The 22,297-nt window shown below is 42.7% G+C and carries 23 protein-coding genes; 18 read left to right on the forward strand and 5 right to left on the reverse strand.

Features of this window, described 5'->3' with window-relative positions; all coding sequences use genetic code 11:
• From NC238_01465 to NC238_01520, 12 genes are all read left to right on the forward strand, one after another.
• A partial coding sequence (locus tag NC238_01465; GenBank protein MCM1564623.1) for a hydantoinase/oxoprolinase family protein occupies positions 1 to 1,607 on the forward strand: 1,607 nt, incomplete at its 5' end.
• Positions 1,604 to 2,935: a histone deacetylase gene (locus NC238_01470; protein MCM1564624.1), complete on the forward strand. Its 1,332-nt coding sequence runs from the start codon at positions 1,604 to 1,606 to the stop codon at positions 2,933 to 2,935. The genes NC238_01465 and NC238_01470, both read left to right, overlap by 4 nt.
• Complete coding sequence (mutL, locus tag NC238_01475) at positions 2,928 to 4,970, forward strand: DNA mismatch repair endonuclease MutL (GenBank protein ID MCM1564625.1); 2,043 nt, start codon at positions 2,928 to 2,930, stop codon at positions 4,968 to 4,970. The genes NC238_01470 and mutL overlap by 8 nt, the downstream gene beginning before the upstream one ends.
• A gap of 95 nt (positions 4,971 to 5,065) precedes the next feature.
• Positions 5,066 to 5,896, forward strand: coding sequence for a class I SAM-dependent methyltransferase (locus tag NC238_01480; GenBank protein MCM1564626.1), 831 nt, complete (start codon positions 5,066 to 5,068; stop codon positions 5,894 to 5,896).
• Complete coding sequence (gene miaA / locus NC238_01485) at positions 5,893 to 6,834, forward strand: tRNA (adenosine(37)-N6)-dimethylallyltransferase MiaA (protein MCM1564627.1); 942 nt, start codon at positions 5,893 to 5,895, stop codon at positions 6,832 to 6,834. Before NC238_01480 ends, miaA begins: the two co-directional genes overlap by 4 nt.
• Before the next feature lie 47 nt (positions 6,835 to 6,881).
• Positions 6,882 to 7,127, forward strand: a complete 246-nt coding sequence (gene hfq, locus NC238_01490) for an RNA chaperone Hfq (protein ID MCM1564628.1) — start codon at positions 6,882 to 6,884, stop codon at positions 7,125 to 7,127.
• Between the two features lie 245 nt (positions 7,128 to 7,372).
• Positions 7,373 to 8,275 carry an AAA family ATPase gene (locus tag NC238_01495; protein MCM1564629.1) on the forward strand — a complete coding sequence of 301 codons (903 nt, stop codon included), beginning with the start codon at positions 7,373 to 7,375 and terminating at the stop codon, positions 8,273 to 8,275.
• Between the two features lie 80 nt (positions 8,276 to 8,355).
• Positions 8,356 to 9,441, forward strand: a complete 1,086-nt coding sequence (gene arsB / locus NC238_01500; GenBank protein ID MCM1564630.1) for an ACR3 family arsenite efflux transporter — start codon at positions 8,356 to 8,358, stop codon at positions 9,439 to 9,441.
• Between the two features lie 3 nt (positions 9,442 to 9,444).
• On the forward strand, positions 9,445 to 9,867 hold the full coding sequence (locus NC238_01505) for an arsenate reductase ArsC (GenBank protein MCM1564631.1): 423 nt from the start codon (positions 9,445 to 9,447) through the stop codon (positions 9,865 to 9,867).
• 73 nt (positions 9,868 to 9,940) lie between these two features.
• Positions 9,941 to 11,215: a methionine gamma-lyase family protein gene (locus tag NC238_01510; GenBank protein MCM1564632.1), complete on the forward strand. Its 1,275-nt coding sequence runs from the start codon at positions 9,941 to 9,943 to the stop codon at positions 11,213 to 11,215.
• A 41-nt stretch (positions 11,216 to 11,256) separates the two neighbouring features.
• Positions 11,257 to 11,790 (forward strand): signal peptidase I, encoded by a 534-nt coding sequence (lepB, locus tag NC238_01515; protein MCM1564633.1) that lies wholly within the window; start codon positions 11,257 to 11,259, stop codon positions 11,788 to 11,790.
• A 169-nt stretch (positions 11,791 to 11,959) separates the two neighbouring features.
• A complete protein-coding gene (locus NC238_01520; protein ID MCM1564634.1) occupies positions 11,960 to 13,054 on the forward strand; it encodes a D-alanine--D-alanine ligase in 1,095 nt (364 codons plus the stop codon).
• 185 nt (positions 13,055 to 13,239) lie between these two features.
• Here the strand turns inward: NC238_01520 and lexA are convergent, their stop codons facing one another.
• Positions 13,240 to 13,866, reverse strand: coding sequence for a transcriptional repressor LexA (gene lexA / locus NC238_01525; GenBank protein MCM1564635.1), 627 nt, complete (start codon positions 13,864 to 13,866; stop codon positions 13,240 to 13,242).
• A gap of 173 nt (positions 13,867 to 14,039) precedes the next feature.
• On the opposite strand from lexA, the gene NC238_01530 reads away from it, so the two are divergent.
• The 3 genes from NC238_01530 to NC238_01540 all read left to right on the forward strand — a co-directional run bounded on the left by NC238_01530 (position 14,040) and on the right by NC238_01540 (position 16,519).
• Positions 14,040 to 14,357, forward strand: a complete 318-nt coding sequence (locus tag NC238_01530) for a LysM peptidoglycan-binding domain-containing protein (GenBank protein MCM1564636.1) — start codon at positions 14,040 to 14,042, stop codon at positions 14,355 to 14,357.
• A 134-nt stretch (positions 14,358 to 14,491) separates the two neighbouring features.
• Positions 14,492 to 15,292 (forward strand): M23 family metallopeptidase, encoded by an 801-nt coding sequence (locus tag NC238_01535; protein MCM1564637.1) that lies wholly within the window; start codon positions 14,492 to 14,494, stop codon positions 15,290 to 15,292.
• 1,080 nt (positions 15,293 to 16,372) lie between these two features.
• Entirely contained in the window at positions 16,373 to 16,519 is a 147-nt protein-coding gene (locus NC238_01540) for a hypothetical protein (protein MCM1564638.1), read from the forward strand.
• A 41-nt stretch (positions 16,520 to 16,560) separates the two neighbouring features.
• On the opposite strand, the gene NC238_01545 is transcribed toward NC238_01540, so the two are convergent.
• Complete coding sequence (locus tag NC238_01545; GenBank protein ID MCM1564639.1) at positions 16,561 to 17,418, reverse strand: DegV family protein; 858 nt, start codon at positions 17,416 to 17,418, stop codon at positions 16,561 to 16,563.
• Between the two features lie 172 nt (positions 17,419 to 17,590).
• Here NC238_01545 and NC238_01550 point away from each other — a divergent pair, with 172 nt between their 5' ends.
• Complete coding sequence (locus tag NC238_01550; protein ID MCM1564640.1) at positions 17,591 to 18,523, forward strand: arginine deiminase family protein; 933 nt, start codon at positions 17,591 to 17,593, stop codon at positions 18,521 to 18,523.
• Between the two features lie 346 nt (positions 18,524 to 18,869).
• Here the strand turns inward: NC238_01550 and truA are convergent, their stop codons facing one another.
• Positions 18,870 to 19,604, reverse strand: coding sequence for a tRNA pseudouridine(38-40) synthase TruA (truA, locus tag NC238_01555; GenBank protein MCM1564641.1), 735 nt, complete (start codon positions 19,602 to 19,604; stop codon positions 18,870 to 18,872).
• A 111-nt stretch (positions 19,605 to 19,715) separates the two neighbouring features.
• Between truA and NC238_01560 the strand changes: the two genes are divergently transcribed.
• Positions 19,716 to 19,913, forward strand: coding sequence for a cold-shock protein (locus NC238_01560; GenBank protein MCM1564642.1), 198 nt, complete (start codon positions 19,716 to 19,718; stop codon positions 19,911 to 19,913).
• 52 nt (positions 19,914 to 19,965) lie between these two features.
• On the opposite strand, the gene NC238_01565 is transcribed toward NC238_01560, so the two are convergent.
• Positions 19,966 to 20,226, reverse strand: coding sequence for a hypothetical protein (locus NC238_01565; protein ID MCM1564643.1), 261 nt, complete (start codon positions 20,224 to 20,226; stop codon positions 19,966 to 19,968).
• A gap of 399 nt (positions 20,227 to 20,625) precedes the next feature.
• On the opposite strand from NC238_01565, the gene NC238_01570 reads away from it, so the two are divergent.
• Positions 20,626 to 22,116, forward strand: coding sequence for an FMN-binding glutamate synthase family protein (locus tag NC238_01570; protein ID MCM1564644.1), 1,491 nt, complete (start codon positions 20,626 to 20,628; stop codon positions 22,114 to 22,116).
• Between the two features lie 5 nt (positions 22,117 to 22,121).
• Here NC238_01570 and NC238_01575 read toward each other — a convergent pair whose 3' ends face one another.
• Positions 22,122 to 22,295, reverse strand: a complete 174-nt coding sequence (locus NC238_01575) for a hypothetical protein (protein ID MCM1564645.1) — start codon at positions 22,293 to 22,295, stop codon at positions 22,122 to 22,124.
• Positions 22,296 to 22,297 lie beyond the last annotated feature (2 nt).

Genomic DNA, 22,297 nt, shown 5'->3' on the forward strand with positions numbered 1-22,297 from the left:
GCGTGATCGAGCGCAAGGGTAAAATTCCGACCAATCAGGATGACATTCTGAATACAATCATCAGCGCCCTGGATTATCTCCAAATTTCCAAGGCTAAAAACATCGAAACCATCACCGTCAGTACGACGCTTGTCACGAACGCGATTATGCAAAAACACCTGCCTGAGGTCGAACTGATCCTTTTCCCGGGGACCGGCATGAAGCTTTCCTCATTGCCTTGGCCTGTGGATTACAGTGTTTTGACCGGTGTTTTGGATTATCGCGGAAGGGTCGTTGTGCCAGCGGATCAATCAGAGTGGCAGACGCTTGCTGAAAAATTGAATCAACAATCCGTTAAGCCGCTTACGGCCATTGTCAGCAAATTCTCCCATCGCAACAATGTCTTTGAGGAGCAGCTGGCGGCCTATTTGCATCGAGAGGTGCCCGGAATTACAACGGCTCTGGGAAGTCAGTCCGGACAGGCCAATTTCTACCGCAGAAGTCTGACGACTTATCTGAACCTGGCCGCAACAGAATTGTTTCAGAATTTTGCTTATCAGTTGAAGATGGCGGTCGAGGCAAGGGGATGCCGGGCACCGATCCGGGTGCTAAAGGCGGATGGCGGGGTCTTGCCGCTGGCAAAGATCAGACCGGTTGAGTCGATTTACTCCGGACCGGCGGCAAGTGTACTTGGAACGCTCGCCCAGAGCAATCCGGAGGAATCCTATGTCGTTGTCGATATCGGCGGAACCACGACCGATATAGGGCTGGTATTATCCGGATCTCCGTTAATCAGCACCCACGGTGCGCAGATCGGACCCTTCCTGACGAATGTCCGCTCGCTGGCTGTACGTTCAGTCTCTATTGGAGGGGATTCAGCTGTCTGTCTGGATCAGGGAGAGGTTATGCTGGCCGAGTACCGCTTAGGTCCTGCCTACTGCATAGGAGGAATCAGCCCGACACCTACGGATGCGCTGCGCTACCTGAATCTGACGGATTACGGTGATCTGCAGCGGGCTGAAGAAGCGCTTGGCATGCTCCTGCCCGAGAACCAAAGAACAGCATCTGATCTGCGCCGGACAGCAGAAATCATCGTTGACAAAATGATTGAAAAAATTGCCCTGGCCATTGAGCAGCTGCTAGAGAAATGGAAAACCGAGCCGGCCTATAAGGTCTGGGAAGTCCTCCATCATCATGATGATTTTAAATTCTATATCCAACTCAGCGGAGGAGGAGCACCGGGGCTTGAGGCAGCACTGGAGAACAGGATGAAGATGAGGACGGTTCTGACTGAATTCTCGGAAGTCTCGAATGCGATCGGAGCAGCGATGGCTAAACCAACCTTTTCCTGGACGCTCCACCTGGATACGAAGTTCTCCATTTACAGGATAGAGGAAACCGGGGAGCAAGGTATTTGGAGCGGACCAAAAAAACCCCATCGGGAAGTAGAAAATTTTTTAAAAGAATTAGCGCAAAAACAGGCAGTCGGCCTTGGAATAGAAACAGACGACCTGGAGAAAGAGATCTTTGATTATTTTCCGCTGGTTGAGAATTATCATACGGTCGGCCAGATTGTCAAAGGTGCGATGCATGTTCCGCCGGGAGTCATTGGGAGGATACGGTCATGAACAAGACAGGAATTATCTTCTTTCCGGCTTTTGACTGGTCTCTTGGGGAATTCCATCCGGAACGGGAAGAACGCTTGCTTTACACCCAGGAACAGATCTTTGAAGAAGGGATCATGGATCTTCCCCAGGTCAGGCAATACTCTCCCGGGGTGGCGGATCTCTTTGATGTTTTACGAACCCAGGCGATTTTTCCGGATCTCCAGCAGCATAATCTCGATGCCCATCTGATTGCGGTTGGAAGTTCGCTCGTACTTGGCAATGCGCTGATGAAAAAGGAAATTACGAACGGCTTTGCGCTGGTGCGTCCGCCTGGCCATCATTCCGGAGCTACAGTCTGGGGAAACAGAGGATTCTGTACCCTAAATAATGAAGCAATTTTAATTAATGTTCTTCGGACCAAATACGGCATCAAAAAAATTGCTGTCATAGATACGGATGTTCATCACGGTGATGGGACGCAGGATATTTTTTATCATGATCCGAATGTCTTATATATATCGATCCATCAGGACGGCAGAACCATATTTCCCGGAACCGGATTTACGGAAGAGAAAGGTGGGCCGAATGCCTGGGGATCGGTGCTGAATATCCCGCTTCTGCCGGGAGTTGGTGATGAAGGTTTCCTCTATGCGCTGGAAAACTGGATTATGCCTGCAGTGGAAGCATTTAAACCGGATCTGATCATCAATTCCGCCGGACAGGACAACCATTTCACGGATCCGTTGGCTTCAATGAATGTGACGGCTAGAGGTTATGGCAAAATCACTGAAATGATCAAGCCCGATCTTGCAGTACTGGAAGGCGGATACGCGATTGAAGGCGCACTGCCCTATATTAATATGGCTATTTTCTTGGCGCTGGCCGGAGAAGATTATTCCGGGGTGGTGGAGTCGCAGAAGCCTAAGCATACTGAAATTGGCGGAGATACGATTCGTTCTTTTCTGACCGATCTGAAAAGAACGAATGAAGCTGTCCGGCCTTCCTGGGTTTTTCGTAAAGAACAGTTTCTGCCGGCAGGTGACTGGGCATATTCCGAAAAAAGTATTTATTATGATACGGATGGATTTAAAGAAAACCGCAGGGAATACATCCGCAAATGCAGTCATTGCGGGGGGACGGTGCTGATGATATCCCGAAAACCGTCGGCTTTTCAAAAAGCGGTGCTTGTCAGAATTCCGTTTGAAGCATGTCCCAATTGCGAACAGGCCGGATACGATCTGGCAGAGACTTTTCAAAAATTGGAAAAAACCGTTCTACTGCAAAATCAGTTGAGAGATCAAGTCCATTTATGGACGGACGGCAGGGAGGTGAATCCATTTGGTGGCTAGAATTAAGCTCCTTGATGAGCATTGCATTAATCAAATTGCAGCCGGCGAAGTTGTGGAAAGGCCTCTTTCCGTAGTCAAAGAACTGGTTGAAAACGCACTGGATGCCGGTGCCCGAAAAATAGATATCAGTATAGAGGGCGGAGGTACAGCGCTAATCAGAGTGAAAGACGACGGCGCCGGAATTCTGGCCGAAGATTTGCGTCTGGCAGTTCTTCCGCATGCTACCAGTAAAATATCGGCAATTGCAGATCTCGATGACCTCAGAACATTGGGATTTCGCGGAGAAGCGCTGCCGAGCATCGCTTCGGTATCCAAATTGAGTATTATGACGCGGACACCGGATGATGTTGCAGGACAGGAATTAAAAGTTGAGGGCGGCACGTTCCTTTCCATGACGGAAACCGGATGCCCGCCGGGTACAGTCGTAACTGTCAAAGACTTGTTTTATAATACACCGGCCAGACACAAGTTCCTGCGTTCAGCCGTTACGGAGTTTGGCTGGATTTCTGACATGGTCGGCAGACTTTCCCTAGCCAGACCTGATGTTGCTTTTTCCCTGCGTCACCCGAATAATATCTTACTGCATACGCCTGGAAACGGCAGTCTTCTCGAGGCCATAGCAGCCGTCAGTGGCAATGATGCTGCCCGTAAAATGCTGCCGATATCCTACCAGGATGAAAGCCTTGAGATTTTCGGTTATGTCAGCATGCCGGAGCATGTCAGGTCGTCACGCAGCGGTCTTACCTTTTTTGTTAACGGCAGGGTGATCCGTTCCCAGTTAATGAATCAGGCCATTAAAGACGGTTATCATACGCTGATTCCCGCCAATACCTATCCGGTATGCGTTATTTCGCTGAACCTGCCTCCTTCGGATTATGACGTGAATGTCCATCCCGCCAAACTGGAAATCAAATTTAAAGAAGAAAAAGAATTGAGCAGAAAGATTGCGGAGGTTATCCGGAAAAACCTTCTGGACAGTTTTCCAATGCGGAAATATTCCTTTACGGGAAAAACAAGGACCTCAGAATCCGCTCCGTCTGAATCCAGTCCGTCTCACTGGGAACAACTCAAAATATTATACCGGCCGCTGGAACCGAATAGGCCAGATCAAAGCTCTCCGGCGTACGATCCTGATACACCAATTATCCCCAAAACTCAGTCTTTCAGAGATGTAGAGAAGATAAAAGAACATCATTACCCATACCTTAAAGAACAACTGTCTGAACCGCAGTTAGACCAGACAGAATACATTTCTGACAGATTATCCGGGGGTATGCCAGAAAGTATACCTGATCGGGTTCCAGAGCGCACTCCCGACATGATTTCTGATCATAATCCAGAGATTTCCCCAGACCGCAATCGTGGGCGCATCACCGACAATATTTCGAAGATATTCCCGGACGAAATGACTGAAGTATCTCACACCTCGCAGCAGGATAAGGAAACCGTCTCGAAATTCCTGGAACTGAAAGCTGTTGGACAAGTCTTTCATCTGTATATTCTTGCTGCAGACGACAAGAATCTGTATATTATAGACCAGCATGCAGCCCATGAACGGATCAGATACGAAAGCCTGCTCCGACTCGCCAAACAACGTGAGACAGCAAGCCAGCTCCTTTTAATTCCGGAAACGGTGGAGCTTACGGTTCAAGAGGAGCAGATCCTGCTTGCGCATTTTGACGAACTGCATGGAATGGGCTTCATTTTTGAACACTTCGGAGACAGGACGTACTTTCTGCGAGGGATTCCGCTGCTGGATAACCTGGAATCACCGGGGAAGATGTTCAAGGCCTTTATCGATGAAATCCTGAACACATCTTTTTCTCCATCCTTGGAGAAACTTCTGGAAGAGTGGATCATGATGCTGGCCTGCAGGTCGGCTGTCAAAGGCAAGGAGCGCTTAATGGTTCAGGAAATGGATGAGATCATCCAAAAATTAGGCAGAGCAGATAATCCTTACTCCTGTCCCCATGGCCGCCCTACGGTCATTCAGATATCTGAGAAAGAACTCAATCATAAGTTTGAGAGGGAATAAAAAGAATTTAATTTCGAAATAATGATCAATTAAAGGTGATCAAATAAATAAGATCAATGAGCGCAGACAGAAAAATAGATTGATAGGATAGTAGAATGGATCAAACGGATAATGTGATTGCCTATAAACGGTCAGATGAAAAACTTAAACTGCGGCTTGAAAAGCTCAGTATGCAATCCGGGATAAAAATTGTTCCGATGGATGCCTTATCAGAAGCTGATGGTCTCCCGATACTTCGTTACGTTAAACAGAAGCTCTGTCTTGAAGATGATGGAGAAAGACTCTTTTTCCATCCAAGTATGGCATTGTTAAGGATGATCAATATCTTACGCGGCGTGCCGGACCGTTTTCTTCAGGCAGTGAATCTTGAGGCTGGGGATATTTTTCTTGATGCGACTATGGGTCTTGCGTCGGATACACTGATTGCTGCGTACGCGGCAGGTGGCAAAGGCAGAGTGATTGCTGTGGAAAGCTCGCCGCTGATCCACTTTCTGGTTCAGGATGGTCTGGATCAGGTCAACCAGTTTAAACCTGCCAAGAAAATATCTCAGGAAAAAACTCAAGCCTGGACAGAATTGAGCCGGGCCGCTTCCCGCATTGAAACGATCTGGGCAGATCATACCAGGATATTGGAAGGGCAGCCGGATGCATCTGTGGATGTCGTCTATTTTGACCCAATGTTCCGTATTACGGTTAAAGAATCTTCCTCGATCCGGCCGTTGAAGAAATGGTCCGACCCGAATCCTTTGGACAAAGGCACAATCCGGGAAGCATGCCGCGTGGCCAGGAAAAGAGTTGTACTGAAAGAACGAAAAGGCAGCAGCGAATTTTCCCGGCTTGGTTTTTATGTTGAAGAGAAGAATAAATACAGCCCTGTGGATTTTGGTATCATTGATTTAGCCAGGGTGGGGGAGGGTTTCCGATGAAGCCCCTGATCGTTATTATCGGACCGACAGCAGTCGGCAAGAGTGCTCTTGGCGTCGAACTGGCACTCAGGCTGAACGGAGAAATCATTTCCGGGGATTCCGTTCAGGTTTACCGGAAGCTTGATATCGGATCAGCAAAACCATCGAAGGCTGAACAGAAGGGTGTGCCGCATCATCTGATCGATCTGCTTGATCCGGCTGAACCGTTTACAGTGGCAGGATTTCAGTCTCAGGCCAGAAAATGGATTGAGAATATTCAAGCCAAAGGGAAAATCCCGATTGTCGTTGGCGGAACGGGACTTTACATTCGTTCAATTTTGGATGAATTTGAATTTCCGGAAGAAGGATCGGACCCAATCAAGCAAAAGTGGCTGGCTTATGCCAATCAGCATGGCAATAAGGAGCTGCATCAAAGACTCGCGGAATGTGATCGGGCTTCTGCCGAAAAACTTCATGTGAACGATACTGCAAGAATTGTCAGGGCCCTGGAGATCTTTGAATTAACCGGCAAACCATTATCTGAACAAAGGTCATACATGGAAAAAATGTACGCTGAATTGGATGAATCAGTCATTTATTTAGGGCTGACGGCTCCAAGAGACGTGATTTATGAACAAATCAATGAGCGTTGCCATAAAATGGTAGATTGTGGTATAATCGGAGAAACTTTACGTTTACTCCAGGAGGGCTATTCACCAAGGCTAAAATCCCTTCAAACCATCGGCTACCGTCATGTTGTTTATTTTTTGAGAGGTTTGGTCACCCAAAAAGAAATGCTGCGTCTGCTTCAGAGAGATACCAGACACTTTGCCAAAAGACAATTAACCTGGTTTAGGAGGGATCCTCGAATCAAATGGTATGACGTCACAGAATGTTCGGCTAAACAAATTCTTGACGAAATTTGCGATTCTCTTGACTTGCACAGTGATGGAAACTAAGGTAAAATTAGACAATAAGAAAAATGGTGATGGAGGTAAAAAATAAAATGAATAAATCACCGATTAACTTGCAGGATGTTTTCTTGAACCAAATCCGCAAAGATAACATACCTGTTACGATCTATTTGGTCAATGGATTCCAGCTTAAAGGATTAGTCAAAGGTTTTGATAATTTTACGGTTGTTCTGGACTACGAAGGCAAACAACAAATGGTATATAAACATGCCATTTCTACCATAATGCCAATGAGACAAGTCAATTTAAATGCCTTAGTCGGGGAAATGACTGAGTAATTTCCTGATGGGGCCATCTTTGGGCTGGGACATATAGCTGATAGATATAGCGGATCGATATCACTGAGGCCTAGAACAGAAATAAAATGAAATAAAATGAAATGAAGTGAACATCGTGTTGTGTACCCGACATAGCACGATGTTTATTTTTTTTTATTATTTATATTTTTTCCAGATTAATGATTCACCTTTTTTGCGCTGCGCTATATATATATAATGACGTTCTTATAGGGGGTGCTTCTTTTGTGTCCATTAAGATAACCTTCAGATCAAATCTTCCGCCGGTGCTCCAAACCCAGCCAATGACATCAGAACCTGAGTTGCCGGACTATGCCGGCAGCAGTAACAAAAAGACTGAAGAAATCATCACGGAACTCGATAGTTTAATTGGCTTAGAGTCAGTAAAAAAACTGATTCATGAGTTGTATGCTTTTGTAGAAATCTGTAAACGACGGGAAAAAGAGAAACTGAATACGGAGCCTTTAGTCTTACATACGGTTTTCAGCGGCAATCCGGGTACAGGAAAAACTACAGTCGCAAGGCTGATCGGAAGATTGTTTAAGGAAATGGGCGTCTTACCGAAAGGACATATTATCGAATGTGAAAGAGCAGATCTTGTCGGAGAGTATGTCGGACATACAGCCAATAAGACCAGAGAATTGGTTAAAAAGGCGCTCGGCGGGATCCTGTTTATTGATGAAGCCTATTCCTTGGCAAGGGGTGGGGAAAAGGATTTTGGCAAGGAAGCAATTGATGCCTTAGTCAAAGCGATGGAAGACCATAAGGATAACCTCATCCTTATCCTTGCCGGATATAAGGTTGAAATGGATGCATTCATAAAGACAAACCCTGGTTTGCGGTCGCGCTTTCCGCTCCATATCGATTTCCCCGACTACTCTCTGGATGAACTGATGTCTATTGGTGAGCAGATGCTGACAGACAGGCAATATACATTTTCTCCGCAGGCAAAAATTGTGTTCCGAAGAAACCTGCAGGATATGAATGACATGCAGCCTTATTCCGGTAATGCCCGGATGGTGCGCAATTTCGTGGAAAAAGCGGTTCGCAAGCAGGCCGTCAGACTCTACAGGCAGGCGAATCTGTCCAGGGAAGATTTAATGTGTATCAAAGAAGTGGATCTTTCTTGATCGGGGGGCGTTTGCCCTTTTACATATCAATGAGAATAAGCTACAATATGCCTATAACCACATAAATCTGGAGGAATAAAATGGAAAATGAAAATCAATCAGGATTATCATTTTTAGACCGATTTTTGACGCTTTGGATCTTTATTGCGATGGCTATTGGTGTTTTCGGAGGTTATCTGTTCCCAAACATTGCTGTATCGTTGGGTGAGTTCAGCACGGGTACGATTTCCTGGCCGATTGCCATCGGACTCATTGTAATGATGTATCCTCCACTGGCCAAGGTAAAATATGAAGAGATCGGCAAAGTCGTACAAAATAAAAAGGTCTTCAGTTTTTCACTGCTTCAGAACTGGATTATCGGACCGGTTTTGATGTTTGTACTGGCTATCGTGTTTTTGAGAGATATGCCAGGTTATGCTATTGGTTTGATCATCATCGGTTTAGCCCGGTGTATTGCCATGGTCATTGTCTGGAATACGCTCGCGAAGGGTGATAACGAGTATTGTGCAGCACTCGTGGCCCTGAACTCCATATTCCAAATACTCTTGTATTCGGTTTATATCTATCTTTTTGTTACTTTAATTCCGAAATGGCTTGGCCTTTCCTGGGGTGGGCAAATCGTGGATATTTCAATATGGGATGTTGCCAAAAGTGTTCTGATTTATTTGGGGATTCCTTTTGCAGCGGGTTTTATTACCCGTTTTAGACTGATTCGAGTTAAGACAAGAGAATGGTACGAGAATGTATTTATCCCTAAAATTTCACCGTTAGCTTTGATCGCCCTGCTCTATACAATCGTTATTATGTTTATGACCAAAGGGCAGGAGATTGTCACCAATCCAATGGGAGTCGTAAGAATAGCCATTCCCTTATTGATCTATTTTGCGATTATGTTTTTTGTCAGCTTCTTTATGTCTTACAAAGGCGGCTTTCAATATGACCAGACGGTAACACTGGCTTTTACAGCAGCAAGCAATAACTTTGAACTGGCGATTGCGGTAGCTGTAGCGGTGTTTGGCATTGCCTCCGACGTAGCTTTTACAGCCGTTATTGGGCCATTGGTAGAGGTGCCGGTCATGATTGGCCTGGTGAATTCAGCACTTGCCTTAAAGCGCAAATTTTATGACCAGCAGGGTTGGCCACGTAGGCATAAAGGAGAGATTTAACCAATGCCGGAAAAGATAAAAGTAGCCTTTGTCTGTGTTCACAACTCCTGCCGCTCACAAATGGCAGAGGCCATCGCCAAGATAATTGCATCGGATAGCTTCGAAGCCTATTCAGCAGGTACAGAAATTAAAAATGGAATTAATCCCGTGGCTGTTACTGTAATTCAGGAACACTACAACATGGACATGAGCTTATCGCAAAAACCAAAACTTATTTCGGATATCCCACCGGTCGATATCGTGATTACCATGGGGTGTAATGTGAATTGTCCTTTTGTGCCTTGCAAATTCAGAGAAGATTGGGGTCTTGAAGACCCAACGGGGAAAGATAAGCAGGAATATATTAAGACGGCCAAAATCATCGAAGAAAAAATACTGGAGCTCAAATGCAGAGTGAATATGAAGTCCTATGTGTCTCTGCCTTGATCGTCAAGTAATATTTTTTCGTATATTGAAAAGTAAGCCAATTCGATGTAGTATTTTAGAAGAACTTTACTTTATGGAGGATCGTTTTTTGTCCGATTTGAATTTATCTGCGAAAATTGCGGACGCCCTGTGCTATGCTGAACAGGTTTTGACAAAACAAACCTGTATCGTAAATCCAATCATTGAGAAGAACCATCAACGTGTCCTCAAAGCTTTCCAAGAGGCCAGAGTCTCAGCTTATAATCTGAACGGAACAACCGGCTACGGACTCGGCGATTCCGGGAGAGAAAAACTTGATACGGTGACCGCATCCATCATGGGTACTGAAAAAGCCATCATCAGGCACCAGTTTGTATCGGGTACCCATGCGATTGCATCAGCGCTCTTTGGTGTTCTCCGGCCTGGAGATCATTTTATTTCTGTTACCGGGATGCCATATGATACGCTTCAGCAGGTGATCGGAATTAAAAACAACATTTCCGGTAGCCTGGCTGACTGGGGCGTGTCCTTTGATATCCTGCCTTTGGATGCGGATAGTCAGATTCAAATGGAAAAACTGGCTGCGATGGTGACTCCGCAAACGAAGCTGTTTATCCTCCAGCGTTCCAAAGGCTATGAATGGAGAAACTCTGTTTCCATTGCCCAGATCAGTGAATTTGTTGGCTATGCCAAAACGCATTTTCCTGAGATTAATATCTTCGTCGATAATTGCTACGGCGAGCTTGTTGAGGATCGGGAACCCGGACATGTGGGCGTAGACCTGCTGGCAGGATCACTAATCAAGAATCTCGGAGGCACGCTGGCCCCGACAGGCGGCTACATTGCCGGCAGAGAAGATTTGGTCACGAAAGCCGCGGCCAGGTTTACCGCACCCGGCATCAATGCCGATGTGGGAGCAACCCTCGATAATCTTCGGCTCATGTACCAGGGACTGTACTTCAGCCCGCTGACGGTCAGTGAAGCGATCAAAGCTGCCGTTTTTTCCTCGGCCTTTTGGTCCAGACTGGGTTTTGAAGTCCATCCGGGTCCGGTGGATTTACGGACGGATATCATTCAGGCGGTAAAATTGAATTCCAAAGAAAAGATGCTGGCCTTTTGCCAGGGTCTCCAGAAAGGTTCGCCGATCGATTCGCATGTTCTGCCGCTGCCTTCGGAGATGCCAGGATATACGGACGAAGTGATCATGGCCGGAGGAACTTTCATTCAGGGAGCCACGAGCGAATTTTCTGCCGATGGTCCGATTAGAGCCCCTTATGCCGTCTATATGCAGGGCGCGATTTCTCATATCTATGTGAAGAACGCTAATATTTCAGCTGCGCAAATGCTTGAACAAAATCATCTGTTATAACGGTCTAAGCCAATAATGCGCCGGAAGCAGGGATCGTCAATATGGTAAGAATAAGACGCGATATGATGAACAATCCGTATAGCCAATTTCTTCAGGAAATCATTGAGATTATCCTGATCGTTTTTGCCTTGTCCTGGCTGCTAAAAACTTATCTGATCGGGTTTGCCCATCTTGAAGGAGCGGAAATGATGCCGACACTTTCGCTGGACAGCCAGGTGCTGGTTGAAAAATATTTTTACCGCAGCATTGACGCTTTGGACAGGGGAGATGTCATTCTCTATTCAGATAACGGTGTAGAGAGCATCAAACGGGTAATCGGCTTACCAGGTGAGAAAGTAGAAATTAAAAACGGTTATACGTATGTTAATAACAAACCAATTTACGAACCTTATGCCAATACACCAAAGACATATACATTTTCAACGGTTGTTGTGCCGGAAGACCATGTTTTTACGTTGAATGACAATCGGGCGAGTAAGAATGATTCCCGTTCATTCGGCAGTGTCCCGATTCAGAGCATAGAAGGCAAAGCCCTGTTCTGCTACTGGCCGCTGAGCAGTGTTCAAATCCTGTAGGGCCATGTCGATCCATCATTTTAGATTGACAAGGTACTATTTTTACTTAACAAGATGTAAGGAACGGAACATATGAATAAGAATGATTAAGGGTAATTTTACCTGGAATCTATCGTAAAAAATAACCGGGAATTTAGACACGGTATGACTTGAAGGGAGTACAATCAAAATGAACAACAAAACGAAAGTGCTTGTTATCTTTGGCGGTCAATCGGGGGAACATGAAGTTTCGGTCATTTCTGCAGCTTCAGTCATCAAAGCGCTGCATGCTGACCGGTATGAGATTCAGACCATCGGGATCACCAAGGAAGGAAGCTGGTATTGGGGGGCAAGGCCGGAAGCGTGGAAGGAAGCCAAAGCCGATATCACGGACGGCGCCAAACAGGTTGCAGTCGTTTTAAACCCGCAAAAACCTTACTTTCAGGCTATAGACGGAAGCGAACTGCCGGATCAGGGCAGATGTGATATTATTTTTCCGGTCATGCATGGCCCCAAAGGGGAAGACGGTACGATTCAGGGACTTTTCGAAATGGCGGGGTTCCCCTATGTAGGTTCAGGTGTGCTGGGTTCTTCTCTCGGAATGGATAAAGACCGGATGAAGGCTGTTTTCAAAGAAGCCGGGCTGCCGATTGTGCCTCACCTTACCTTGCTTCGAAGTGAAATCAATGCTGCACCCGAAGCAGCGGTGAAACGCATCTCAGACAGCATTGGTTTCCCCTGTTTTATCAAACCAGCCAATCTTGGTTCCAGTGTCGGAATTTCCAAAGCTGAAGATGATAAGCAACTGCTGGAAGCTTTGATCTACGCAGCAAAATTTGACCGGAAAATTGTGATTGAAAAAGGTGTGAAGGCAAGGGAAGTTGAACTGAGCGTCCTTGGCAATGAAAGTGCCAAAGCCTCCATTCCCGGTGAAATCAAACCGGCCAAAGATTTTTATGATTATGAGGCTAAATACCTGGATAATAGCTCAGTACTGATCATTCCAGCCATATTGAGCCAGAAATTGATCGAACAGCTTCAGTCCCATGCAGTGACTGCCTTTGAGGCCGTCGGCGCTTCGGGGCTAAGCAGAGTTGATTTCTTCGTTACTGAAGACGAGCAAATCTTTATTAATGAAATCAATACGATGCCTGGCTTTACGCAAATCTCGATGTACCCAAAACTGTGGGAAGCCAGCGGCTTAAGTTACAGCCTACTTCTTGATGAACTGATCAGACTCGGATTCGAAAAATTCAGGGATTATGCCGACAGAAGACTTTCCTGAGCACATCTTCTAAAGGGAGTTAAGGGAGTCTATCCTTAATCAGGTGACCTCAAACAAGAATTTCTTCGAAATTAAGATAATCATATAAAATGATATACAGGTAATACTTTAAGTCTTACCCGCCAAAAAAGGGCGCAGCAGATAATATTTCTGCTGCGCCCTCGCTTTCTCCCGCATATTATGTATCAGTGGATATCTCGGAACAGTCCGATCACTTTGCCGAGAATGGTTACGTGATCGGAATAAATCGGCTCCATATACTGATTCTCCGGCTGGAGCCGGATCTGGTTCTTTTCTTTGTAGAAACGCTTGACTGTGGCGCCGTCTTCCGGGCCGTCTGAGACTAAAGCAACAACAATATCGCCGTTGCTGGCATTCTGCTGTTGTCTGACCAGAATTAAATCATCGTCAAAAATACCGGCATCGATCATGCTTTCGCCCTGAACCTTGAGCATAAAGACCGTGTCCGATTTTACCATATCATACGGAACAGGGAAGGAATCCTCAATGTTTTCTATGGCTAGGATCGGTTCACCGGCGGCAACATGTCCGACTACCGGAACGTGAACGGTCTTTCTGGTACTGTATTCATTAAAGGAATCGAGGACCTCGATGGCCCTGGGCTTCGTAGGGTCCCGTCTGATATATCCTTTTTCTTCAAGGATGTTCAGATGATTATGCACAGTCGAACTTGATGAGAGCCCAACAGCTTCGCCTATTTCACGGACCGAAGGGGGATAACCTTTTAAGGCAATCTCCTTCTTGATAATATCCAAAATCTGCATCTGACGCGAGGACAGATCCGAAGTCATGACATCCCTCCTGATTATTTATTTTGAATCCATATTTGATCTAGCTAGATCGTAACATAAAAATTGGAAAAAAGCAAACAAATGTTCGTGATTTTTCTTGACACGAACATTTGTTCGTATTATAATCGAAATATAAATAGAACATATGTTTGATCTAATGGAGGTTGATGATCATGATTGCGGTATCCAGATCCTATATGCGTTATAGAAGAAATTCAACTAAAATTGTATTTGTATTGGGGCTGTGCCTAACAATTATTGCTGCACTTTTAATGTCTCTGGTGGTAAATTATCTAACTGCTGAAAATTCCAACCCTACATCATATAAGGCGATCACAATACAACAGGGAGATACGTTGTGGGAACTTGCTGCAGAATCCAACTACAGCAGCGATATCAGTGCACTGGTGGATAAAACCATGCGCTATAATAACCTACGCAGCACGTATATTGAACCAGGACAGGTGATCTATATTCCGGTTCGGTCATAATTTAGAATTTAGTTTATCATTAACGATAACGATCTTTCAATTCTTACGAACTTAATTATGTCTCTATATTGTCTATATTTTAGTCTATATTTTAATATAACCTCCATATATACAACTATGGAGGTTATTGTCATATGAAACTCATTAAACAATTCAGAAAGACAATATGGCCTAATTCTATCATATTGATCATTTTTGTGATGATTGCTATCACCGCCATTATTGTTAAGCAAGTAGTTATCCATGATGAATCAAAATCAGACGCCTATAGCGATCTTTCACTTATATCTTCGGAAGTTGTTATTCATTTTCAGAAAGTAAAACCGGACTCATGGAAGGACTATGTGGCTGTTATTCATGTTTGCGGTCCAACAGCAAATCACCTCGTTCAGCAGCTGGATAATGGAATTAACTTCAATAACCTTGACTGGTCCAAACTAAATAGTGAAGAATTCAAACAAGTAAAATACTGCCGTCATTTACTTGATCAGTATCTATTCTTTACCCCGGAAGAATATCAGTTCCCGCTTCAGGAATCTTCGCATTATACAGATACCTATGGTGCCGATAGGGAGGGGGGACAGCGAAAGCATGAAGGTACAGATATTTTTAATCAAAAGGGTACGCTAATATTCAGTGTATGCAATGGCACGCTGGAAAGAATTGGATGGAATAGGCTTGGTGGAGAAAGGGTCGGCGTAAGAGGCCAGGACGGAAACTATTATTACTATGCCCATCTGGACACGGTCAATGAAGCATTGGTTGTCGGGAACAGTATTTCCAAAGGAGAACTGATCGGAACAATGGGGAACACAGGTGATGCAATTACAACTCCTGATCATTTGCATTTCGGGATCGAACTGCCGAATGGCAAATGGATCAATCCATACTCTTGGTTAAAAGTTTGGGAATTTAACAGTCGTCTAAACAGATAGGAGATAGATCGGTATACAGCCAACCTAAGATTATTGCTACCTGTATTTTGAGATTTTTATAATTCACCAAAAAGGTTTGTTGATGGTGTAAGGTGTTATTTAAAACTATTTGGGTCCGATAATAAATATTATGTAAAGTAAAGTGTAATGCAAAGATGGGGTTATGTGTTTAGGTTTGTAATCAGCAATAAATCAGTAGCGATCGCACTGTTCCAGTGTTTTATATTTATTGTTTGTCATAAATATTATTCTTTGCTCTTGCTTGGATTCTTGTTTCACTCAGCTTCTGTTTATTTTATGACTTACTAAATTATATAGCTTATATTATTGTCGCCCGCATATCTTTTTCATAGCTTTTGTATTTTTCATATTCATCTCTGCTTTATCTGCTGGCCTGTTTTACTTTATCAGTTTTTTATTATTGTAATTTTATCCTATTAATTGCTGTTCTGTTTTCTTACTGTTTTTTGCCCCAAAATGCTTCTGAATAGCAGCCTCATATTTGCCCTGTAAGGCGTTAAAATATATTGGGTAAGGTAATTTGTACCTTGGAATATTTGTACGCTTATTTGAGTTAATCAATATCGAGGCAATTTTAGTTCTTTTGTGATTTGTAGCCAGATTCTGGTCTAATTGCAACGCTTAAACTTTAGGATATAGTTTGATAATTTTCGTTAGATTAAATATAGAGTAATTTTAATCCTCATATGAACACGCCAGTCGATAGGATTAATTATTTCATCGTTATAGGTCAATTAGATAAAATATCTACTAATAAAAAAGGATATTACATTTTGATTAAGAGATCTCATGTTTTAAGTTTCCCCTCTTTTAATAAGTGATATATTTCACAAGTTCTTATTTTAATAATACTTCCTTTTCATCTGAATTTCAATATGTCTTTTTACTTTCAAATCTATATAAAAATGAAATTATTAATATTTCCCTGGCTTATCAAAATAAAATAATATAAGGCCCCTGCCCTATCAAGTTTCCTTGTTATTTTCCTTTGAATAATTCACTTCTTTTATACGAATATTAAATTGACTTAGTTTCATTCAGTGAAAGGAAGGGATTATTATGGATAATAATAAAAATAGAATCAAAGACAGAGAAAAAAGCAATGCTGAATTAAGAAAAATGAAACCAAAAGATAACGCAGATGTAGGAATTATTGACGGCAATAAAATTGGTGTACATGATGGCAAACATGAAAAGAGTAAATAATGCTCTTTCAAGAATCTTTTGGCTTTAGTTAGCTATTTTTATTACCTTAATGCTTTTTGCGTGTAATAAACAATGCCAATGGTACCTGGACCAACATGCAGGCCAATGACCGGTCCGATAGCTATGATATCTATGTTAACTTTCAACTTATCATAAATCAGTTGTGCAAGTTCCTTTGCTTCGTCCAGACAATCGATATGATGAATAATGATCTCTCCTAAACCATATTTGCTTATGTTATCCAGCATGATATTAATCATCGATAATACTGCCTTTTTCTTCGTTCTTACTTTTGTCACAACGGTTGTTATGCCGTTTTCCACAGTCAGAATCGGAACAATCCCAAATAAATCACCAATTAAAGCACTGGCCCCGCCAATTCTGCCGCCTTTTTTCAGGTATTTGAGATTTTCAGGAATAAATAAGAACCTACTTCTTTGAATATTTTCTAACGCTGCTTCTTTAACTTCCTCTAGCGTTTTATCCGCTTTTGCTTCTCTTGCAGCCATAATGACCGCTAACCCTAACTGCATAGAATTTGACCTAGAATCAATGATCTCTATCCTGGCATTTTTATGCTTCTCTAATACCATCTCTTTCACTAATTGACCTGTCGAAAAGGTCCCGCTCATTTCTGAAGATAAGAAAATACAGCAGAGGCTATCTCCCTTCTCGATTACCGCAAGCATTTCATTATATAACTCGCCAATAGAAGGCTGTGAAGATGTCGGAATTCCATAAGAAGCCATTTTTTTATAAAACAGATCGTTATCGATATCTGCTTCTCGTATACTGTCACTCCCAAATGAAAGGCTCAAAGATACCATTCTAATATTTAGTTCTTCTTTGATTTCCTTACTTATATAGCTTGTACTGTCAGTTAGAACCTGTACTGCCATCTGTTTATCTCACTTTCTTATTGGCCTATTTTCTATTTCGACAATTATTTTTCTTTTTTATCATATAATGTTAAACACCACTTGTCTATTATTGTTCAAAATACACTTCTAAAGTACCTATTATTGTGAATACTACATCCATATAATTTTGCTTTTTAAGGGGGAATTCCGTTTGAAACATATTGAAGTATTTGGTACGGAAAAATTAGCTCGTTTACGTAAAGTCATTCTTCATAAGCCCCAACAGTCTCTGAATTTAGTCAATCCGGCAAATTATCAGGAATGCTTATTTAATTTTGTACCTGATATTTTTCAATATCAGTTGGAACATGACCGGTATGCCGACCTTCTGCGCTCTCAAGGAATTGAGGTACTTAACCTTCAGGATTATGTACAGAAGAATAGAACGCTCATGGATTCTCTACCAAATTTACCCTATCTTAATGATACTTGCCTGATTACAAGTCAAGGAGCTATCCTCTCCAAGATGTGCCCCGGTAGCCGCGCAGGCGAAGAAACGGTTGTCGGAGAAGCTCTGGAGAATCTCGGCATTCCCATCTTTCATGCCTTTGAGGGTGAGGATCAATTTGAAGGGTGTCTGGCAATTTCGCCTGAAATTCTTTTTTTAGCAGATACCGAGCGGCATGCTCAAAAAACACTCGAAGAATTTTTTAATAAAGCACTCCATCTTTTTCCGCAGATCATCTATGCGGAGATTCCCCAGGAAAGACGGTATATGCACCCTGATATGATTTTTGGCAGAATCAGTGAAAGTCTGGCCTTAGCTTATTTGCCGGCTTTTTTGAAAACATATCTGATTACCGAAAAGCAGCGCACGGAAATTAATATACGGGATTATCTTGCTCGCCGGGAAATGGAACTTATTGATATTTCCGACCAGGAACAGCAGTTATGGGGCTGCAGTTTTGTTTCTGTGGATGCCAATATTCTCATCCATTATGATATTGCCTTAAATTTTAGAACTCAAAATGAGCTGAGCCGCAGAGGGGTGGAAATGATCCCCTTCCATCCTGAGGCCTTATTAGCTGGGGGCGGAAGTCTCCGCTGCCTGACTTTGCGTGTTTGGCGAGACTCTAATCTTTAACTAAAGACTTCTCAGAGCGTCAATCGGGTTTAATTTACTGGCTCTTCTCGCAGGCATATAGCCAAAGATAATTCCGACGACAGCTGAAAACCCTACCGCTAAGATAACGGTGGATAATTGCATGGTGTAACCGACACCAATCAGGGTGGAAGCAATTTGGCTTTTATCGCCTCCCAGGTTGTTGTCTTAAGTAAGATATCCATCCATGGCAGTGAGGTATAAGGCCATCTGTAAAAAAGGCAAGAACCATACAATTGATTCTTGCCTTTTGCTTACTCGGTTTATATTTGTTTCCTCAGTTTATATTTGTAAATCTTCGGTTTTATCCTCTTTGCCATAATAATGGTTAGTACTGAACATCGATTAAGCATAAACCTTTGGCTTGAGCCAAGGGTCCGGCTTCCCAACGTTTCCTTTCCTGTAAGATTTTTTCGACATCATTCGGCTGCAGCGTGCCCTTTCCTACTTCGAGCAGAGTTCCAACAATAATCCTGAGCATGTTCCATAAAAAGCTATTGCCGTTAAATTCGATTTTAATAAGGCCTTTATTTTCGTGAATCAAAATAGAATTGATCGTTTTTACCGTGGATTTATGACTGCGCTCATTGGTGAAGCTCTGAAAATCATGCGTTCCAATGAGCAGTTCCGTAGCGGTCTTCATTTGTTCCAGATCCAGCTTATCCGCTAAATGATAGGTGTATTTTCGGTTAAATACATCCCTGAATTTATTATTATTGATGGTATAAACATACGTTTTTGCTTTAACGTTATATCTGGCATGAAATCTTTCAGATACTTCTTCCATTGATTTTACAACAATATCTTCTGGCAAAAATTCATATAAATAGGCTAAGATTCTCTTTGTCTTAAAGGTAGAAGTTGTATGGAAATTAGCGATGTAATTTTCGGCGTGTACACCGGCATCTGTCCTTCCACAACCGATAATCTGAATCTTCTCCTCTGCCATTTTTGCTAAGACAGTTTCGATTTTACCTTGAATCGTCAGATCGGTATCTTTTTGTTTTTGCCAACCTTTATATTTGGTCCCATCATAGGCGATTGTCATTCTTAAATTTCTCATTTAGAGTCTGCCTTTCTATATTTTTGTAAGATGTCTTAATTATCCCTAGAATAACTTACTACAACGATCAACATAATAATAATGAAACAAAATAATTTGGAGGTGTATTCCATGTATGGCACTGTTAAGTGGTTCAACTCCGAAAAGGGATTTGGATTTATCGAGGGAGATGGCGGACAGGATGTGTTCGTTCATTTTTCATCCATTAAATCCCAAGGATATAAATCACTCAATGAAGGTCAAAAAGTACAATTTGATGTAGAAGAAGGACAACGCGGACTCCAGGCAACAAATGTAACGCTTTCTTAAAAAAATATCTTTATAATAGCACTGTTATTTTTATACGGTGCTATTTTTTGGGTTAGGGTACTCTTTTTGGATAGGTCTCAGATGCGTTATTCAAAGCCTGAAGTGCTTGTTCTTCAGGCATATTCTCAATTAAGGCAGCACATTTGTTACATAGTATCTTTCCTTTACCTTGAAAAGCACGAATACTTCTTTCATCACTGCAAGCGTTACGAAATATCGGTACATTACATAATTCACATCGTTGAAATTCAGCATCCTGATGACCTTTAAGATAGCCTTGAGCATTACGTCGTCTTAATTTTTGATGTCTCATTTTTTCACTTCCACAAAAAAAGTTAATGTTATTTTATCCAAAATCCAAGTTCTTTAATAAGGGAAAAGAAAAAGGGTTCGGAATCGAACCTCTTAGCTTTGCTTTATTAAACTAAGTTCATTATAACATAAAAATATTTTCTTTACTATAACAGCCGGGCTTTCGTTAATCAATGAACATTCTAGTATGCCGACGATTATGTTATTTATTATTTTGTTATGTTTTTTTGACAGTCTTCCTTACTAGTATCTAAACACGAAATATTATCGATATCTAGAAGTGACAAATAATAAAAAGGTATTTTTTTAAAATTTAGGATAAGAATAATACTGTTCATCAAAAATAATAAAAAGGTATTCGAACTCTTCGAACTAAGCATTACACGTGAGGTGACATTACATGAATAAAGATTCGCGAGACTTCAGTTTTTCTTTTAAGGCTCTCGGCTCTATTGCAGCCATTTTAACAGCTGGTTACGCAATTGGCCATCACAAAGAACAAAAGTCCCTAAAAATCCGCCGGGCAAAAAATCGAAAAATAATGCTGGCATCTTTACCGCTAGCTTTATTAACTACCGGACCACTAACGCGTAAGTTAATTCAAAAAAATGTAGCAAAAGCAATTACTATTTTAACAACAGATGAATACGGCAAAAACGTCATGGAGCTATGGACTGCCATTCATCGGGCCGGTGTTCAAAACATTGTTGAAAACAACTTAAGGGCAACACAAGGGACAACGATTAACAGGCCAATTGGCAGTTCAAAAAGGTTTGACGGGTTCGATAACCTTATGTTTGTTCCACCTCAAATGACGATGCTCTCTAAATCAGGCGAGACCGCAGTTGATATGAAAGTGACACTGGGCCCTAAGGCAGCCAAGCCTCTTACAGTCAATATACCTTTTCTTATTTCTGGAATGGCTTATGGAATCGCTCTAAGTGAGCCCGCAAAAATAGCTTTAGCCAGGGGAGCAAAGCTAGCAGGGACAGCTACAAACTCCGGTGAAGGCCCCTATCTGAAAGAAGAACGCGACGAAGCGGATAAATATATTTTGCAAATTGCCAATTGGCCATGGGGCTTACGCACGGATCAAGAGATTGCTTCTGCGGACATGCTGGAAGTACATATTTCGCAAGGAGGGCAGAAAGGCGTCTTCTATGTAGCTCCGGATGAAATTAAAGGCAAAGCACGTAAACTCATGGGTTTATCCCGCAATCAAGGGATATCGAGTCTACCTGCTCCTCCCGGTGTACAAAGTGCCGCAGATTGGCCCATACTGGTCAATAACCTGCGTAATAAAGCGAATGGAATACCTATTGCTCTGAAATTGATGGCCACAGACAAAATTGAAGAAGATTTAGGTTTAGCTGTAGATGCAGGGTTTGATGTCATTGCCGTCGACGGAACGCAAGGCGGATCTCTTGTTTCCAACCCCACAATGCAGGATGACTTTGGAATTCCCAGTCTCCATGCGTTAGTTCGCGCGGTTCGTTACTTACAAAACCGCGGAGTTCGAGAGCAGATAAGTCTGATTGTATCTGGCGGCTATTTTAATCCTGGAAGCTGTTTAAAAGCACTTGCGCTTGGTGCTGATGCTATTTATCTGGGTACCGTCCCCTTATATGCCTTAGCCAACAAGCAGCATAAAAAAGTAATCCCCTGGGAACCTCCTACAGTCCTTGTTAGCTATGCATCGAAATATAACAAAAAGCTGAACATAAACTTAAGCGCTGAAAGGGTATCGAATGTCTTACGCTCTATGACGGTTGAAATGGAACAAGCCATTCGTGGTTTGGGGAAAACTTCTATCAAAGAGCTAAGCCCTAGCGACTTAGTGGCACTTGATACGTTTTCTGCTGAATTAACTGGGGTAAAAAGAGCCTATTAGTTTAATTATAAACCTAGAATTTGCTTGAATTCTTCTTTTAACTGTTTCTTAAACTGTAGATTCGGCTTCACGGTTACCTTATTTTCACGCAATTGAGGCAGAATCTTGAGGAACCCGTAGTCTTCTTTTTCAGCTGTTTCAATAATTTCCTTTACCTTATAAGATTTTCGCATATTCATCA

It is taken from the genome of Dehalobacter sp., assembly GCA_023667845.1.
Lineage (GTDB): Bacteria > Bacillota > Desulfitobacteriia > Desulfitobacteriales > Syntrophobotulaceae > Dehalobacter.

Bases quoted from the DNA above. Each gene is read 5' to 3' on its own strand.
- NC238_01470 (MCM1564624.1), top strand. From the start codon at position 1,604: ATGAACAAGACAGGAATTATCTTCTTTCCGGCTTTTGACTGGTCTCTT.
- NC238_01480 (MCM1564626.1), top strand. From the start codon at position 5,066: ATGGATCAAACGGATAATGTGATTGCCTATAAACGGTCAGATGAAAAA.
- miaA (MCM1564627.1), top strand. From the start codon at position 5,893: ATGAAGCCCCTGATCGTTATTATCGGACCGACAGCAGTCGGCAAGAGT.
- hfq (MCM1564628.1), top strand. From the start codon at position 6,882: ATGAATAAATCACCGATTAACTTGCAGGATGTTTTCTTGAACCAAATC.
- arsB (MCM1564630.1), top strand. From the start codon at position 8,356: ATGGAAAATGAAAATCAATCAGGATTATCATTTTTAGACCGATTTTTG.
- NC238_01505 (MCM1564631.1), top strand. From the start codon at position 9,445: ATGCCGGAAAAGATAAAAGTAGCCTTTGTCTGTGTTCACAACTCCTGC.
- NC238_01510 (MCM1564632.1), top strand. From the start codon at position 9,941: ATGGAGGATCGTTTTTTGTCCGATTTGAATTTATCTGCGAAAATTGCG.
- lepB (MCM1564633.1), top strand. From the start codon at position 11,257: ATGGTAAGAATAAGACGCGATATGATGAACAATCCGTATAGCCAATTT.
- NC238_01520 (MCM1564634.1), top strand. From the start codon at position 11,960: ATGAACAACAAAACGAAAGTGCTTGTTATCTTTGGCGGTCAATCGGGG.
- lexA (MCM1564635.1), bottom strand. From the start codon at position 13,866: ATGACTTCGGATCTGTCCTCGCGTCAGATGCAGATTTTGGATATTATC.
- NC238_01530 (MCM1564636.1), top strand. From the start codon at position 14,040: ATGATTGCGGTATCCAGATCCTATATGCGTTATAGAAGAAATTCAACT.
- NC238_01535 (MCM1564637.1), top strand. From the start codon at position 14,492: ATGAAACTCATTAAACAATTCAGAAAGACAATATGGCCTAATTCTATC.
- NC238_01540 (MCM1564638.1), top strand. From the start codon at position 16,373: ATGGATAATAATAAAAATAGAATCAAAGACAGAGAAAAAAGCAATGCT.
- NC238_01545 (MCM1564639.1), bottom strand. From the start codon at position 17,418: ATGGCAGTACAGGTTCTAACTGACAGTACAAGCTATATAAGTAAGGAA.
- truA (MCM1564641.1), bottom strand. From the start codon at position 19,604: ATGAGAAATTTAAGAATGACAATCGCCTATGATGGGACCAAATATAAA.
- NC238_01560 (MCM1564642.1), top strand. From the start codon at position 19,716: ATGTATGGCACTGTTAAGTGGTTCAACTCCGAAAAGGGATTTGGATTT.
- NC238_01565 (MCM1564643.1), bottom strand. From the start codon at position 20,226: ATGAGACATCAAAAATTAAGACGACGTAATGCTCAAGGCTATCTTAAA.
- NC238_01570 (MCM1564644.1), top strand. From the start codon at position 20,626: ATGAATAAAGATTCGCGAGACTTCAGTTTTTCTTTTAAGGCTCTCGGC.
- NC238_01575 (MCM1564645.1), bottom strand. From the start codon at position 22,295: ATGAATATGCGAAAATCTTATAAGGTAAAGGAAATTATTGAAACAGCT.